At 65.1% G+C, this 16,295-nt stretch carries 16 protein-coding genes; 14 read left to right on the top strand and 2 right to left on the bottom strand.

The window, feature by feature from the left end; all coding sequences use genetic code 11:
• Positions 1–284 precede the first annotated feature (284 nt).
• Complete coding sequence (locus EPO55_RS18115; protein ID WP_296338476.1) at positions 285–938, bottom strand: uracil-DNA glycosylase; 654 nt, start codon at positions 936–938, stop codon at positions 285–287.
• Positions 939–951: 13 nt separating this feature from the next.
• A complete protein-coding gene (locus tag EPO55_RS18110; protein WP_296338475.1) occupies positions 952–1,590 on the bottom strand; it encodes an NYN domain-containing protein in 639 nt (212 codons plus the stop codon).
• Positions 1,591–1,735: 145 nt separating this feature from the next.
• Here EPO55_RS18110 and folK point away from each other — a divergent pair, with 145 nt between their 5' ends.
• The 14 genes from folK (at position 1,736) to EPO55_RS18040 (ending at position 16,254) form a co-directional block, all read left to right on the top strand.
• Positions 1,736–2,245 carry a 2-amino-4-hydroxy-6-hydroxymethyldihydropteridine diphosphokinase gene (gene folK / locus EPO55_RS18105; RefSeq protein ID WP_296338477.1) on the top strand — a complete coding sequence of 170 codons (510 nt, stop codon included), beginning with the start codon at positions 1,736–1,738 and terminating at the stop codon, positions 2,243–2,245.
• A gap of 30 nt (positions 2,246–2,275) precedes the next feature.
• Positions 2,276–2,638: a DNA-directed RNA polymerase subunit omega gene (rpoZ, locus tag EPO55_RS18100; protein ID WP_296338474.1), complete on the top strand. Its 363-nt coding sequence runs from the start codon at positions 2,276–2,278 to the stop codon at positions 2,636–2,638.
• 110 nt (positions 2,639–2,748) lie between these two features.
• Positions 2,749–4,935 (top strand): bifunctional (p)ppGpp synthetase/guanosine-3',5'-bis(diphosphate) 3'-pyrophosphohydrolase, encoded by a 2,187-nt coding sequence (locus EPO55_RS18095; protein ID WP_296338471.1) that lies wholly within the window; start codon positions 2,749–2,751, stop codon positions 4,933–4,935.
• Between the two features lie 35 nt (positions 4,936–4,970).
• Positions 4,971–5,723, top strand: coding sequence for a pyridoxine 5'-phosphate synthase (locus EPO55_RS18090; RefSeq protein ID WP_296338470.1), 753 nt, complete (start codon positions 4,971–4,973; stop codon positions 5,721–5,723).
• Positions 5,720–6,121, top strand: coding sequence for a holo-ACP synthase (gene acpS / locus EPO55_RS18085; protein ID WP_296338469.1), 402 nt, complete (start codon positions 5,720–5,722; stop codon positions 6,119–6,121). Before EPO55_RS18090 ends, acpS begins: the two co-directional genes overlap by 4 nt.
• A gap of 108 nt (positions 6,122–6,229) precedes the next feature.
• Positions 6,230–7,054 (top strand): signal peptidase I, encoded by an 825-nt coding sequence (gene lepB / locus EPO55_RS18080; protein WP_296338468.1) that lies wholly within the window; start codon positions 6,230–6,232, stop codon positions 7,052–7,054.
• Entirely contained in the window at positions 7,006–7,758 is a 753-nt protein-coding gene (gene rnc, locus EPO55_RS18075) for a ribonuclease III (RefSeq protein ID WP_296338467.1), read from the top strand. The genes lepB and rnc overlap by 49 nt, the downstream gene beginning before the upstream one ends.
• The gene (gene era, locus EPO55_RS18070; RefSeq protein WP_296338466.1) at positions 7,755–8,675 is read left to right on the top strand and encodes a GTPase Era; all 921 of its coding nucleotides are present in this window, start codon (positions 7,755–7,757) and stop codon (positions 8,673–8,675) included. The genes rnc and era overlap by 4 nt, the downstream gene beginning before the upstream one ends.
• A gap of 18 nt (positions 8,676–8,693) precedes the next feature.
• Positions 8,694–9,410 carry a DNA repair protein RecO gene (gene recO, locus EPO55_RS18065; protein WP_296338465.1) on the top strand — a complete coding sequence of 239 codons (717 nt, stop codon included), beginning with the start codon at positions 8,694–8,696 and terminating at the stop codon, positions 9,408–9,410.
• 53 nt (positions 9,411–9,463) lie between these two features.
• Positions 9,464–11,704, top strand: coding sequence for a DNA topoisomerase IV subunit A (gene parC / locus EPO55_RS18060; protein ID WP_296338464.1), 2,241 nt, complete (start codon positions 9,464–9,466; stop codon positions 11,702–11,704).
• 5 nt (positions 11,705–11,709) lie between these two features.
• Positions 11,710–12,516: an undecaprenyl-diphosphate phosphatase gene (locus tag EPO55_RS18055; protein WP_296338463.1), complete on the top strand. Its 807-nt coding sequence runs from the start codon at positions 11,710–11,712 to the stop codon at positions 12,514–12,516.
• 132 nt (positions 12,517–12,648) lie between these two features.
• The gene (gene dctP / locus EPO55_RS18050) at positions 12,649–13,755 is read left to right on the top strand and encodes a TRAP transporter substrate-binding protein DctP (RefSeq protein ID WP_296338461.1); all 1,107 of its coding nucleotides are present in this window, start codon (positions 12,649–12,651) and stop codon (positions 13,753–13,755) included.
• 155 nt (positions 13,756–13,910) lie between these two features.
• Positions 13,911–15,017, top strand: a complete 1,107-nt coding sequence (locus EPO55_RS18045) for a TRAP transporter substrate-binding protein (RefSeq protein ID WP_296338460.1) — start codon at positions 13,911–13,913, stop codon at positions 15,015–15,017.
• Between the two features lie 145 nt (positions 15,018–15,162).
• Positions 15,163–16,254, top strand: coding sequence for a TRAP transporter substrate-binding protein (locus EPO55_RS18040; RefSeq protein ID WP_296338459.1), 1,092 nt, complete (start codon positions 15,163–15,165; stop codon positions 16,252–16,254).
• Positions 16,255–16,295 lie beyond the last annotated feature (41 nt).

Genomic DNA, 16,295 nt, shown 5'->3' with positions numbered 1-16,295 from the left:
CTCTGACCCCCTCCGCCCGCTACGCGGGCACCTCCCCCGCAGACGGGGGAGGAGTTAAATCGACCTCTTCCTCCTCCCCCGTCTGCGGGGGAGGTGCCCCGTCTTTCGGGGCGGAGGGGGGCGGACTCCGGGCCCACATTCTGGCCCAACACTCCCACGTTTCAGGTGGGCCCGTTGAGCCGGGCAAAATCCCGAATTCGTTGGCTTTCCGGCGGCTTGGAGAGCCAGTTTCTGACAGTCGAGTTGGGCCAATTTTGAAAAGTTGGGCCAGCCGCGGAGAGCGTCTAGATCGGTGGCAGAACCTGCCGGACGGCGGCGAAGACGTCGTGGAACATCGTGGTGGTGAGCCGGCCGGTGTTCGTGTTGTAGCGCGAGCAATGATAGCTGTCGGCGAGTAGCAGCCCGTTCGGCAGCGTGTGCAGCCGGCCGTGGACGAAGGGATAGGCGCCGGCCGGGCGCACGGCGAGGGCGCGCAGGATCTGGTCGTGCGCGCCTTTGCCGAGGGCCAGGACGACGCGCGTCTTGGTCATTGCCGCGATTTCCGACTGGATGAACGGCCGGCAGGCGGTGAATTCGACCGGCAGGGGCTTGTTCTCCGGCGGCAGGCAGCGCACGGCATTGGCGATGCGGCAGTCGACCAGGTTGAGTCCGTCGGCGGGATCGGCTCCGTAGGTTCCCGTGGCGAAGCCGAACTTCAGCAGGGTCGAATAGAGAAGGTCGCCGGCATAGTCGCCGGTGAAGGGCCGGCCGGTGCGGTTGGCGCCGCGCATCCCGGGCGCCAGTCCGACAATCAGGAGGCGCGCGTCCAGCCCGCCGAACGAGCGGACCGGGGCGTTCATCCAGTCGGGATGGAGGGCACGAAGCTCGTCGAGGAACGCGACGAGCCTGGGGCAGCGCGGGCAGTCGAGCGGCGGCTCCTCGAAGCCTGGCGGAGCCACCGGAGCGCGGGGGCTAGGCCGAACGCATCAGCGCTTCGGACGGAGCATCGTCGAGGTCGCCCTCCGCGTCGCGGCCATTGAGCGTGGCGGCGACGGCGGGGCGCTGGGTGCGCTCCGAGGGGCTGCGGGCGATCAACGGCGCGAGTTCCGCCAGCTCGACGAAATCGTCGGCCTGCCGGCGCAGTTCGTCCGCCACCATCGGCGGCGCCGACTTGATGGTGCTGACCACGGAGACGCGCAGGCCGCGGCGCTGCACGGCCTCGACCAGCCGGCGGAAGTCGCCGTCGCCGGAGAACAGGATCACGTGGTCGAGATGCTCGGCCATTTCGAGGACGTCGATGGCGAGCTCGATGTCCATGTTGCCCTTGATCTTGCGGCGGCCCATGGCATCGGTGAATTCCTTGGTCGGCTTGGTGACCATGGTGTAGCCGTTGTAGTCCAGCCAATCGATCAGCGGACGGATCGGCGAATACTCCTGATCCTCGACCAGTGCCGTATAGTAGTAGGCGCGGACCAGCCGGCCCTTCTCGCGAAACACCTTCAGCAGGCGGCGGTAGTCGATATCGAAACCGAGGGCTCGTGCGGCGGAGTAGAGGTTGGCGCCATCGATGAAGAGAGCGACGCGCTCGTTTTCGTAAAAATTGCCTTTCATGGCGGTTATCCTTTTTAGAAGAATATGCGCAGAGGGAGCGAAAAATTTATGTAGCGGCGGGAGTACCGTAACCCACACCTCTCCTACCGCGTGTTAAGTCTAGGCCATTATCTTATAGATCACAAGGGGTTGGAGGTTATTGCTGGTGGAGAACACCGGGAGACGCTCAATTTTCATAGGTGCCGGCGCGAATCTGGCTCACCCAACATATGGGTCTCCCCGCCAGACGCTGGAGGCCGCCTTCCGGGAACTCGCCCGGCGCGGCGTGCAAATTCTGCGGGTATCGCCCTGGTACCGGACCGCGCCGGTGCCGGCGTCCGATCAGCCCTGGTACGAGAACGCCGTCATCGAGGTGGGCACTGATTTCGGGCCCGACAAGCTCCTGGCCACGCTTCATGAGGTCGAGCAGGCCTTCGGTCGGGTCCGGACGGTGGCCAACGCTGCCCGCATGATCGACCTGGATTTACTCGATTTTCGTGGGGAAATTGCCCCTGAGAGCCCGGGTCGGGCAACTCTGCCGCACCCGCGGCTGGCTGCCCGGGCGTTCGTCCTGAGGCCCCTGGCCGATCTCGCCCCGGACTGGCGTCACCCCGTGACAGGTGAGTCGAGCCAGGCCCTGCTGGCGGCCTTGCCTTTTGATGAGGGGCGCGTATAACCCGCCGCTCCCGGGAAATCAGAGGTCGCCATGGCGCGCGTTACCGTCGAAGACTGCATCGTGCAGGTCCCCAACCGTTTCGAACTCGTCATGTTCGCCGCCCAGCGGGCGCGCGACATCTCGGCGGGCGCCCAGATCACCCTGGATCGCGACCGCGACAAGAACCCGGTCGTGGCGCTGCGTGAAATCGCCGAGACCAAGCTCGACCAGGCCGTGCTCAAGGATTCGCTGATCTCCGGCATGCAGAAGCACGCCGACATCGACAAGCCCGAAGAGGTCAACGAGATGGCCGAACTCGAGCAGGAGCTGGCGGCGGCCTTGGCCCAGGGCGGTGCCGAAGCGGCCCAGCCCAAGGCCCTGCCGATGGCCGAGGAAGACGACGTCACCGAATAGCGTCCTGCCCGAGCCCTAGCAGGGCTCCGAGGCCTAACAGGGCTCAGTCCTGCTATTCGTGCAATCTTCGTGGAGTAGACGCAATCCGCACCATATAGTGTGTGATTGCGATGATTCGTCAGTTCGAACTCGTTGAACGCGTGCAGTCCTACGATCCGGAAGCGGACGAGGATGCGTTGAATCGCGCCTACGTCTATGGCCTGAAGCGGCACGGCAACCAGCTCCGCGCCTCGGGTGACCCGTATTTCTCCCATCCCGTCGAGGTGGCCGGCATCCTGGCCGAGATGCGGCTCGACACCGCCTCGATCGTCACCGGCCTGCTGCACGACACGCTCGAGGATACCGACGCCACGCGCGACGAGATCGCGGGCCTGTTTGGCGAGAACATCGCCCGCCTGGTCGATGGCGTGACCAAGCTGTCGCGGCTCGAGATCCAGTCCGAGAGCACCAAGGAAGCCGAGAACCTGCGCAAGCTGGTGCTGGCGATGTCGTCGGACATCCGGGTCCTGCTGGTGAAGCTGGCCGATCGCCTGCACAACATGCGGACGCTCCACCACATCAAGGAGCCGGCGCGGCGCAAGCGCATCGCCCGCGAGACCATGGACCTCTATGCGCCTCTCGCCTCGCGCATCGGCATGGAGAAGGTGAAGCGCGAGCTCGAGGAACTGGCCTTCGCGGAACTCAATCCGGATGGCCGGTCCTCGGTCGAGGCGCGCCTGGGATACCTGCGCGAGCGCGGCGAACGGCTCGTCCCGCAGATCGAGGCCGAACTGCTGAAGACCCTGAAGGACGGCGGGCTTGCCGCGGAGATCCAGGGTCGCGAGAAGACGCCCTATTCGATCTGGCGCAAGATGCAGACCAAGAACGTGTCGTTCGAGCAGCTCGCCGACATCATGGCGTTCCGCATCATCGTCGACGACATCCCGCAGTGCTACCAGGCGCTCGGTCTGTTGCATGGTCGCTATCAGGTGTTGCCGCAGCGCTTCAAGGATTACATCTCGGTTCCCAAGCCCAACGGCTACCGCTCGGTGCACACAGGTGTCATCGGACCGCTCGGGCAGCGCATCGAGATCCAGATCCGTACGGCGGAGATGCAGGATCAGGCCGAGCGCGGCGTCGCCGCCCACTGGATTTACAAGGAGGGCGGGCCGTCGACCGATGCGCCGCAGTACGCCTGGCTGCGCAGCCTCATCGACATCCTCGACAAGGCGCCCAACGCCGAGGAATTCCTCGAGCATACCAAGCTCGAGATGTTCCAGGACCAGGTGTTCTGCTTCACGCCCAAGGGCAAGCTGATCGCCCTGCCGCGCGGCGCGACGCCGATCGACTTCGCCTATGCCGTGCACAGCCAGGTCGGCGATACCTGCGTCGGCGCCAAGATCAACGGCCGCATGCTGCCGCTGCGCACGCAGCTTTCCAACGGCGATCAGGTCGACATCGTGACATCCCGGGCGCAGACGCCTTCGCCGACGTGGGAACGCTTCGTGGTCACCGGCAAGGCCAAGGCCGCCATCCGGCGATTCATCCGCACGCGCCAGCGCGAGCAGTACATCCAACTCGGCAAGTCTTTGCTCGACAAGACCTTCCACGAGGAGGGCTACGAGACCACCGAAAAGGGCCTCGACGGTGTGCGCGCAAATTTCAAGCAGACGACGACCGACGATCTGGTCGCCGCCGTCGGCGCGGGACTGGTCGGGGCACGCGAAGTGCTGACCGCGGTCTATCCGGGCCTCAAGCAGCCGCGGCCCGGCTCAAGAGGCGGCGCCGACGTCGTGCCGATCTCGCGGGCACGCAACAAGTCCGCGAAGGCGGGCGAGGGCGGGCGGGCCAAGAAGGAGGCCGGGCAGATCGCGATCCGCGGCTTGATCCCGGGCATGGCCGTCCATTTCGCCCGCTGCTGCCACCCGCTGCCGGGGGATCGCATCGTCGGCATCATCACGACCGGCAAGGGCGTCACGATACACACGATCGACTGCGCCACACTCGAGAGCTTCTCCGAGGCGCCCGAGCGCTGGATCGACGTCGGCTGGGATGCGGTCGGCGACGGTGCCGCCACGGTCTATACCGGCCGCCTCAAGATCACGGTCGCCAATCAGCCGGGCAGCCTGTCGAGCCTGTCGACGGTGATCGCCCGCCACGAAGGCAACATTTCGAACCTGCGCATCGTCAACCGCTCGATGGACTTCTTCGACATGGTGATCGACGTCGAGGTCGCAGACGTGAAGCACCTTGCCGACATCACCGCAGCGCTTCGCGCGACGCCCGCCATCAATGCCGTCGAGCGCGCGCGCAATTGACCCATTCCTCCACCATCATCCCGCGAGAGTAGCGTATGTCCGCGCCATCCCGTTTGCGTCTTGGAGTGAACATCGATCACGTGGCGACGGTGCGCAACGCGCGCGGCGGCCATTTGCCGGATCCGCTGCGGGCGGCGCGTCTTGCCGAGGCGGCGGGTGCCGATGGCATCACCGCGCATCTGCGCGAGGATCGGCGGCACATCGTCGATGGCGACATCGAAGGCCTGATGCGCGAACTCAAGGTACCGCTCAACTTCGAGATGGCGGCGACGCAGGAGATGGTCGACATCGCGTTGCGCCATCGCCCGCATGCCGCCTGCATCGTGCCTGAGAAGCGCGAGGAGCGGACGACAGAGGGTGGTCTCGATGCGGCCGGTCAGCACAACCATCTGAAGCCGATGGTCGCGCGACTGCGCGACGCCGGCATCCGTGTGTCGCTGTTCATCGAGGCCGATCCGCGCCAGCTCGAGGCCGCGGTGGTGTTGGGCGCCCCGGTCGTCGAGCTGCACACCGGTCGCTACTGCGAACTGGAGGGCGAGGCCAAGCGGGCGGAGCTGGCGCGCCTGCAGAAGGCGGCGGCGCTTTGTGCGCGGTTCGGGCTCGAGTGCCATGCTGGCCACGGACTGAGCTACGGCGACGTCGGACCGGTGGCGGCCATCGCCGAAGTACGCGAACTCAACATCGGCCACTTCCTGATTGGCGAGGCGATCTTCGTCGGCCTCGAGCCCGCGATCCGGGAAATGCGGCGCGTCATGGATGCGGCACGGGCGCCGGGGACCGCCGCGTGATCCTGGGCATCGGCAACGATCTCGTGGACATAAGGCGGATCGAGAAATCGCTGGAACGTTTCGGCGACCGCTTCGTGCAGCGCATTTTCACACCGGTTGAACAATCGCGCTCCGAGGGGCGGGCCACTCGGGCGGCGAGCTATGCCAAGCGGTTCGCGGCCAAGGAAGCCTGCTCCAAGGCACTGGGCACGGGACTCCGCCGCGGGGTCTTCTGGCGCGACATGGGCGTCATCAATCAACGCGGCGGCAAGCCGACGATGGCGTTGAGCGGCGGTGCGCTGGCACGGCTGCAGGAGATCACGCCGGCCGGAATGTCGCCACAGATCGACCTCACCTTGACCGATGAGTATCCGTTGGCGCAGGCGATCGTGATCATTTCTGCAGTGTCCAAGACATGAGTCGGCTTGCAGGGGCACCGAATCGCGACGCTCCCATGCCGCGGCCGGGGCGGGAGACAGGCGCTCCGGGCCCTGCTATAGGCCCGGCTCGTTTGAACTGGAACGGCGATGACGGACGTGGCTGAGCGGCGGAAGCGCGGACAGGACAAGGCGGGCGGTTGGGGCGAGACCATCCGCACGGTGGTCTATGCCGTCCTGATCGCACTGGTCGTGCGCACCTTTGCCATCGAGCCGTTCAACATCCCGAGCGGCTCGATGATCCCGACCCTGCTGGTCGGCGACTATCTGTTCGTCTCGAAGTATTCCTACGGCTACAGCAAGCACTCCTTCCCGTTTTCGATGGGCCTCTTTCCGGGCCGCATCTTTGGCAGTCCACCCGAGCGCGGCGACGTTGCGGTATTCAAGTATCCCGGCGACCAGGGCCAGGGCGTGAACCGCACCGATTACATCAAGCGCATCGTCGGCATGCCGGGCGACCGCATCCAGATCACGAGCGGCGTGCTCCATATCAATGGCACGGCGGTGCCGCGCCTGCGCATCGGCGATTATGTGAGAGGTACCAACGGCCACTATCAGAAGGGCACGCTCTACAGCGAGCAGTTGCCGAACGGCCGCCGCTACACGGTGCTCGAATACACCGACAGCGGCATGGCCGACAACACGCCGGAGTTTCTCGTTCCCGCCGGCAGCTATTTCGTCATGGGCGACAACCGCGATGACTCGCTCGACAGCCGCACGCGGCTGATGCTGCGCGATTTCGCCGGCTCGACCCGCGATCGCGACCAGCTGGGTTGGTACGTGCCGTCCGAAAATCTCGTCGGCCGCGCCGAATTCATCTTCTTTTCGCACGACCCTGCCGTCGCCGGCTGGTTGGAGCCCTGGAAATGGCCGCAGGCCATCCGCTTCAACCGCTTCTTCATGGCGATCCACTGAACGCGACCGACGTCGATCTCGCAGCCCTGGCCGGCAGGATCGGCCACACTTTCGGGCGCGCCGAACTGGCCGCTGAAGCGCTCACCCACCGCGGTGCGCTCGATCGCCGGTCGGAGCTCAAGGCTGCCTTTCCACACGGCAACGAACGGCTGGAGTTCCTGGGCGACCGCGTCCTGTCACTGGCCGTGGCCGATCTGCTGCTGCGCCGGTTCCCGCACGAACATGAAGGCGAGCTGGCACGCCGGCACGCGGCGCTGGTGCGCGCCGAGACGCTGGTGGAAATCGCGACGACGATCGGACTTGGTATCGATATCCGGCTGGGCGACTCCGAGCGCGGGCAGGGCGGGGCGGTAAGGCCGACCATTCTTGCCGATGCGCTCGAGGCCTTGCTGGGCGCAGTCTTCCTCGATGCCGGGTTTGCCGCGTCGGCCGCCTGCGTCGAGTACCTGTGGGGAGACCGGCTCACCAGCCAGGCCGCGGCGCCACGCGATCCCAAGACGGCGTTGCAGGAATGGGCGCAGGCGCGACGCTTGCCGTTGCCGTCCTATCGTGAAGTTGGTCGCGAGGGCCCGCCGCACGCGCCGTTGTTCGTCGTCGATGTCGCGATCAAGGGGCACGAGCCCGCGCAGGCCCGCGGCGGCAGCAAGCGCGAGGCCGAGCGTCTGGCTGCCATCGCCCTGTTGGAAAGGTTGAGCCGGCAATGACAGCGCCGAACACCCGTGCCGGCTTCGTGGCCATCGTCGGTGCGCCCAACGCCGGCAAGTCCACCCTGGTCAACGCCATGGTCGGGTCGAAGGTGAGCATCGTGTCGCCCAAGGTCCAGACCACGCGCATGCGGGTGATCGGCATCGCCATGGCGGATCTCGCCGATGGCGCGCGCGCACAGGTCGTTCTGGTGGATACGCCGGGCATATTCCGCGTCGCCAAGCGCCGCCTGGAGCGGGCCATGGTGGCCGCCGCCTGGCGCGGCGCGGAGGATGCCGATGTCGTGGCGCTCGTCGTCGATGCCGAGCGCGGCGTCGGGCAGGAAACGCGTGCCATCGTCGAGCGGCTGAAGGAATCGCGGGCACCGCGCTTCCTGATCCTCAACAAGATCGATGTCGTGCCGCGCGAGAACCTGCTTGCTCTCACCTCCGAGCTGAACGCCCTGCTGCCGTTCGAGCGCACCTTCATGGTGAGCGCGCTCAAGCACGACGGCGTTCCCGACGTCCTGGCGACGCTGGCGGCGGCGCTGCCGCCCGGGCCCTTTCTCTATCCTGAGGACCAGGCCGCCGATCTGCCGCTGCGCCTGCTCGCGGCCGAGGTCACGCGCGAACAGGTCTTTCTCCAGCTTCACCAGGAGCTGCCCTACGAAGCGGCGGTCGAGACGGAAAAGTGGGAGGATCGGCCCGACGGCAGCGTGCGAATCGAGCAGACGATCCATGTTCAGCGCGACGGTCAGCGCGCGATCTTTCTCGGCAAGGGCGGTGCCCGCATCAAGCAGATCGGCGCCCGGGCGCGGCACGAACTGGCCGAGATGCTCGAGCGACCCGTGCATCTCTTCCTGCACGTCAAGGTGAGCGAACGCTGGGCTGACGATCCGGCCCACTATCGCGCCATCGGGCTCGACTACGAGCCCTAGCGCGGGCATACCCGGAACATGGACTGGAGCGATGAAGGCATCGTCCTGTCGGCACGGCCCCACGGTGAAAGCGGTCTCATCGTGTCGCTTCTGACTAGGACGCATGGCCGCCACGCGGGTTTCGTGCCGGGCGGTGGTTCGCGGCGCGCCAGCCCGGTCTGGCAGCTAGGCAATGTCGTCGAGGTCGGATGGCGCGCACGCCTGTCGGACCAGCTCGGCAACTACACCGGCGAATTGCGCGAGCCGCACGCCGCCCGTGCGCTCGACGATGCCGCCGAATTGGCTGGCCTTTCCGCTGCCTGCGCCGTGGCCGATGCGGCGCTGCCCGAGCGCGAGCCTCATCCGGCGATGTTCGACGGCTTCCGGGCCTTCCTGGGCGCCCTCGGCCACCCTGGCTGGCCGGCGATCTACGTCAGGCTGGAACTGGGTCTGCTGCAGGAACTGGGTTTCGGGCTCGACCTGGAGAAATGCGCCGCGACCGGCGCGACGGAGGACCTGGCCTATGTCTCGCCCAAGACCGGGCGGGCGGTGTCGCGGATGGCGGCGGGTCCCTACAAGGAGAAGCTGCTGGCGCTGCCGGGATTTTTGTCCACCGGCGGATTGCCCGGCGATGACGAGCAATTGCGCCTGGGGCTCGATTTGACGGGCTATTTTCTCGAGCGGCACGTCTTCTGGCCGCACAACAAGCCCTTGCCTCCCGCGCGGTCGAGATTTATGGAAACGCTTCAGCGCTGAAATAACAATGGCCGTGGCCCGAATCGCGGCCGGATCCCCTCTCAGTCTCCTCGATGGCAAAACGCAACAACGTCGTTCCGCTCGCCGCGGTCAAGCCGGTGCAATTCGGACAGGCGCTCCAGGAGCGTTACCTGTCCTATGCGCTGTCGACCATCATGGCGCGCTCGCTGCCCGATGTGCGCGACGGTCTGAAGCCGGTGCATCGCCGCCTGATGTACGCCATGCGGCAGCTCAGGCTCGATCCCAATAGCGCCTTCAAGAAAAGCGCCCGCGTCGTCGGCGACGTCATCGGCCAGTATCACCCGCACGGAGACCAGTCGATCTACGATGCGCTCGTGCGCCTGGCCCAGGAGTTCGCCGCCCGTTACCCGCTGATCGAGGGCCAGGGCAACTTCGGCAATATCGACGGCGATAACCCGGCCGCGATGCGCTACACCGAGGCCCGGCTCACGGAGGTGGCGGAGGCGTTGCTCTCCGGCATCGACGAGAATGCCGTCGATTTCCGCCCCAACTACGACGGCTCTACCGAAGAGCCTGTCGTGTTGCCGGGCGGGTTCCCCAATCTTCTGGCCAATGGCGCCGCCGGCATCGCCGTCGGCATGGCGTGCTCGATCCCGCCGCACAATGCGGGCGAGCTTTGCGACGCGCTACTTCACCTCATCAAGACACCCAACGCTCGCATCGACACGCTGGTCGATCTGGTGAAGGGGCCGGATTTTCCGACCGGTGGCGTGCTGGTCGAGCCGCGGGAGTCGATCGTCGAATCCTACAAGACCGGTCGTGGTGCCTTTCGCCTGCGCGCGCGCTGGACGGCGGAGCAGCTGCCGCGCGGCCAGTACCGGATCATCGTCACCGAAATTCCCTACCAGGTTCAGAAGGGCCGGTTGATCGAGCGCATCGCCGAGATCATCAACGCCAAGAAGCTGCCGATCCTCGACGACGTCCGCGACGAATCGGCGGACGATGTCCGGATCGTGCTCGAGCCGCGCACCGGAAATGTGCCGGCCGAACTGCTGATGGAGCAGCTCTTCAAGCTCACCGACCTGGAAATTCGTTTCCCGCTGAACCTAAACGTCCTCGACAAGGACAACACGCCGCGGGTCATGGACCTGCGCGAGGCCCTTCAGGCCTTCCTCGATCACCGGCGCGAAGTGCTGATCCGGCGCTCGACTTTCCGGCTGGAGGCCATCGAGCGGCGGCTGGAAATCCTCGAAGGCTACCTGATCGCCTACCTCAACCTCGACAAGCTGATCAAGATCATCCGCGAGGAGGACGAACCCAAGCCCAAGATGATCAAGGCTTTTGGGCTCACCGACACGCAGGCCGAGGCGATCCTCAACATGCGCCTGCGCGCGTTGCGCCGCCTGGAAGAGTTCGAGATCAAGGGAGAGCACAAGAAACTCTCCGCCGAGCGCAAGGAATTGAAGGCGCTGCTCAAGGGCGAGGATCTGCAGTGGCAGGCGATCGCCGCGGAGGTCCAGGAGACCAAGCGCAAGTTCGGCGGCAAGACTCCGCTCGGCAAGCGCCGCACCGAGCTCGCCGATGCGCCGGCCGAGATCGAGCATGCGGTCGAGGATTTCGTCGAGCGCGAGCCCATCACGGTCGTCTGCTCGGACAAGGGCTGGATCCGCGCCGCCAAGGGACATCTCGACGACAAGCAGGCGGCCGATCTCAAGTTCAAGGAAGGCGACGGTCCCCGCTTCGCCATTCACGCCCAGTCGACCGACAAGGTCCTGGTGTTCGGCACCAACGGCCGGTTCTACACGCTGCCCTGCGACAAGCTGCCAAGCGCGCGGGGCCATGGCGAGCCGATCCGGCTGATGGTCGAGCTCGGCAACGAGCAGGACATCGTGCAGCTCGAAGTGTTCAGGGGTGGGCGCAAATTCCTGGTCGCCTCGGATGCCGGTCGCGGCTTCGTGGTGCCCGAGGACGATGTCGCGGCGCAGACCAAGAACGGCAAGCAAGTGCTCAATCTCGCCGACAAGGAAAAGGCCGTGGCCTTCTCGATCATGCCCGAGGGCGGTGATTCGATCGCCGTCCTGAGCGAGGGCCGGAAGCTCTTGATCTTCCCGTTGGACCAGGTGCCGGAGATGGGTCGCGGCCGCGGCGTCCTGCTGCAGAAGTCGAAAGCCGACAGGCTTTCCGATGCGCAGGTCTTCAAGCTCACCGACGGTCTGCCGTGGGGCAACCGTCTGATCCCGGCCGGCGAGCTGAAGTTCTGGCGCGGTGAACGCGCGCAGGCCGGACGCATGCCGGAAAAGGGCTGGCCGCGCGCCAAACGCTTCAAGGATTGACGGGCATGGACCTGACGCTGATCTGGAAGACGGTGCTGATCGGCGTCGTCGAGGGCCTCACCGAATTCCTGCCGGTGTCCTCGACCGGGCACATCATCCTTGCCGAGGAACTGCTGCATTTCCAGGGACCGCCTGGCAAGGTCTTCGAGATCGTCATACAGCTCGGCTCGATTCTCGCGGTGTGCTTCCTCTACCGCCGGAAGATCTGGGACACAGTGGCGGGCGTCCTGAAACGCGAGCAGCCGGCGATGCGATTTGCGGCGGCGATCGTCGTGGCCTTCCTGCCGGCGGCCGTCGTCGGCGTTGTCGCCCACAAGTACATCAAGTCGGTGCTCTTCAATCCGATGATCGTGGCGATCGCGCTGATCGTGGGTGGCGTGGCCATTCTTCTCATCGAACGCTTCGCCCAGCGTCCGCGTATCAAGACCGTCGACGATGTCGACCTCAAGACGGCTTTCCTGATCGGCCTCTGCCAGTGCCTCGCCATGGTGCCCGGCGTGTCACGTGCTGGTGCGACGATCATGGGCGCGCGAGTCTTTCGCGTCGACCGGGCGGCAGCGGCGGAGTTTTCGTTCTTTCTCGCGATTCCCACCATGATCGGGGCGACCGTCTACGACCTGTACAAGAACTGGTCGACGCTCAACTGGGACGGCGGTGCGATGATCGCACTGGGCTTCGTGGCGGCCTTCATTTCGGCGGCCATCGTGGTCGGCGCTTTCGTCCGCTTCATCAGTCGGCACGGCTTCGCGGTCTTCGCCTGGTACCGCATCGCCGTGGGCGGGATTGCGCTCGTCTTCCTGCTGATGCGCTGAGGCTGAAAAGTGCGCGGAAAGGCGCGCTGCACGCCGCTTTTCATCCTCAGTGGAGCGTGCCATAAACGCCCATCGTCGCTGGTTCGCCTAGCGAAATAAATGTCCCAAGCAAAGCTTTGTGGAGGATTTTCAATGCAACGTCGCAAATTCCTGCGCACCGCCGGCGTCGGCGGTGCCGCCGTCGCCACGGCCAGCACACTGGCCGCGCCGGCCATCGCCCAGTCGATGCCGGAGATCAAGTGGCGCCTGGCGTCGAGCTTTCCGAAGTCACTCGACACGATCTATGGCGCCGGCGAGTACTTCGCCAAGCGCGTCGCCAACCTCACCGACAACAAGTTCCAGATTCGGGTTTTCGCCGCCGGCGAGATCGTGCCCGGCCTCCAGGTTCTCGATTCGGTGCAGAACGAAACGGTCGAGTGCGGCCACACGGCTTCGTACTACTACGTCGGCAAGGACCCGACGTTTGCCTTCGACACCGCCGTGCCGTTCGGCCTCAACACCCGCCAGCACAATGCCTGGGTCTACCAGGGCGGCGGACTCGAGGCGATGCGCGAGTTCTACAAGGACTACAACGTCACCTCGTTCCTGGTCAGCCACACCGGTGCCCAGATGGGCGGCTGGTGGCGCAAGGAGATCAAGTCGCCCGAAGACATGAAGGGCGTGAAGATGCGTATCGGCGGCTTCGCCGGGCAGGTGATGGCCAAGCTCGGCGTCGTCCCGCAGCAGCTGGCCGGCGGCGAAATCTATCCGGCGCTGGAAAAGGGCACGATCGATGCCGCCGAGTGGGTTGGTCCCTATGACGACCAGAAGCTCGGCTTCAACAAGGTCGCGCCGTTCTACTACTATCCCGGCTGGTGGGAGGGCAGCGCCGCCCTGACGCTGTATGTCGGCCTCAAGGCCTGGGCGTCCCTGCCGCCGGCCTACCAGGAGGCGATCACCGCGGCGACCGCCGACACCGTGAGTTGGTCGGTCGCCAAGTACGACGCCCAGAACCCGAAGGCACTACGTGAGTTGGTTGCGGGCGGCACCAAGTTCCTGCCGTTCCCGCAGTCGGTGATGGAAGCGTGCTTCAACGCCTCGAACGAGCTCTACGCCGAAACGATCGCCAAGAACGCCAAGTTCAAGAAGGTCTTCGAACCCTGGAAGCAGTTCCGCGCCGAGCAGGTGCTGTGGTTCCGGGTCGTCGAGAACACCTTCGATAACTTCATGGCGCGCCAGTCGGCGGGCAACAAACTCTAGCGCGTCACAGCCACTGCATTCGATGGAAAAGCTCCGCCTCAGCGGGGCTTTTTCTTTGTCCCGGCCTTCCCAAAAGGGGGCCTCCCATGGCAGCTTGATTCTGCTGAGTGGAAACAATGCTCGGTAGACAAAACAAGTCCTGGGAGGGACATCATATGCAACGTCGCAAATTTCTGCGCAACGCCGGTGCCGGTGGCGCCGCTGTTGCCGCTTCAACGGCGCTCGCCGCGCCGGCAATTGCCCAATCGATGCCGGAGCTCAAGTGGCGTCTGGCTTCGAGCTTTCCCAAGTCGCTCGACACGCTCTACGGCGCGGGCGAGGTGTTTGCCAAGTACATCCAGGAGATGACGGACAACCGGTTCCAAATCCGCGTCTTCGCCTCGGGTGAAATCGTGCCCGGCCTTCAGGTGCTCGACGCCGTGCAGAACGGCACCATCGAAATGGGTCACTCCGCCGGCACTTACTACTTCGGCAAGGAACCGGCGCTCGCCATCGACACGGCGCTGCCGTTCGGCACCAACGCGCGCCAGCAGGAAGCGTGGATGCGATGGGGCGGCGGCCGCGAGCTGATAAACGAGGTCTACAAGGACTACAACATCCATTCGATGCCGTGCGGCAACACCGGCGCGCAGATGGGCGGCTGGTTCCGCAAGGAGATCAAGACCCTCGACGACATGAAGGGGCTCAAGTTCCGCATCGCCGGCATCGCCGGCTTGATCTGCGCCAAGCTCGGCGCGGTCCCTCAGCAGATCGCCGGCGGCGAAATCTATCCGGCGCTGGAGAAGGGCACGATCGACGCCGCCGAATGGGTCGGTCCGTATGACGACCAGAAGCTCGGCTTCAACAAGATCGCGCCGTACTACATGTATCCAGGCTGGTGGGAAGGCGGGCCGCAGACCTCGGCCTATGTCAACCTCGCCAAGTGGAACGAGCTGCCCAACAGCTACAAGCGGATCATCGAGGCAGCTGCGGCTAACGCGAACACCTGGATGGTGTCCAAGTACGACGCCGAGAATCCCAAGGCGCTGCGCGAGCTGGTGACGGGCGGCACGAAGCTGCTGCCATGGCCGACGCCGATCATGGAGGCCGCGTTCGCGGCATCGAACGAGATCTATGCCGACCTGTCGGCGAAGAGCCCGAAATTCAAGAAGGTCTATGACAACTGGCGGCCGTTCCGAAACGAGGAGGTCCTGTGGTTCCGCGTGGCCGAAGGTTCATTCGACACCTTCATGGCCCGCATGTCCGCAGCCAACAAGCTCTAGGCGTTTCCGGCTGCTGCCGGTGGAGAAGCCCCGCTTTGGCGGGGCTTTTCTATGCCCCTTTGCCAGCGGAAGTCGCCCGTGGCAGGCTGATTCCGCTGAGTGGAATAAAATGCTCGGCGTACAAAAGCCCTTAGGGAGGGACATCATGCAGCGGCGCAAATTTCTCAAGACGGCCGGTGTTGCAACGGCCGCGACGACGATTGCAGCTCCGGCGATCGCGCAATCCATGCCGGAACTCAAATGGCGCCTGACCTCGAGCTTCCCCAAGTCGCTCGATACCCTGTTCGGCGGTGCGGAGTCTTTTGCCAAGAAGTTGGCGGCACTCACCGACAACAAGTTCCAGGTCCGCGTGTTCGCGCCAGGCGAGATCGTGCCGGCGTTGCAGGCACTCGATGCGGTGCAGAACAACACTGTCGAGATGTGCCAAACCGCGAGCTACTACTTCGTGGGCAAGGACCTGACGTTCGGCTTCGATGCCGGCGTGCCGTTCGGCCTCACCGCGCGCCAGCAGAATGCCTGGATGTTGCAGGGCGGCGGGCTGGCGCTGATGCGCGAGTTCATGGCGGACTACAACGCGGTGCCGTTCCCGGCCGGCAACACCGGTGTTCAGATGGGCGGCTGGTTCCGCAAGGAGATCAAGACGCTCGACGACGTGAAGGGCCTCAAGATGCGCATTCCCGGCATCGGCGGTCAGGTTTGGGCAAAACTCGGCGCCGTGCCGCAGCAGATCGCTGGCGGCGACATCTATCCGGCGCTGGAGCGCGGCACGATCGACGGTGCGGAATGGGTGGGGCCATACGACGACGAGAAGCTCGGCTTCTACAAGGTTGCGCCCTACTACTACTACCCGGGATTCTGGGAGGCGGGCACGCAGATCTCCCTGCTCATCGGCAAGCAGCATTGGGATGCACTACCGGCAGGCTACAAGGCCGCTGTCGAAACGGTTGCGGCCGACGTCAATGGCGAGATGTTGGCACGTTACGACACTCTGAACCCGCAGGCGTTGCGCCGTCTTGTGGCGGCCGGCGCGCAGTTGCGGCCCTATCCACGCGAGGTCCTGGCCGCGGCGTGGAAGGCGACGCACGAGCTCTACGACGAATTCTCGAGCAAGAATGCCAAGTTCAAGAAGGTCTACGATAACTGGAAGGCCTTCCGCGACGAGCAGTACCTGTGGTTCCGCGTCGCCGAGTTGACCTACGAGAACTTCGCCTTTACCGCCGGCCAGACGGTGAAATGAAGTCGAACGGATCGATTGCGAGAGCCCCGCTTCGGCGGGGC

The sequence above is a fragment of the Reyranella sp. genome (assembly GCF_004296935.1).
In the GTDB taxonomy this organism is placed as follows: Bacteria; Pseudomonadota; Alphaproteobacteria; order Reyranellales; family Reyranellaceae; genus Reyranella.
Note: the sequence above shows the minus strand (reverse complement) of the source record. Positions and strands in the feature narration are given on the sequence as shown.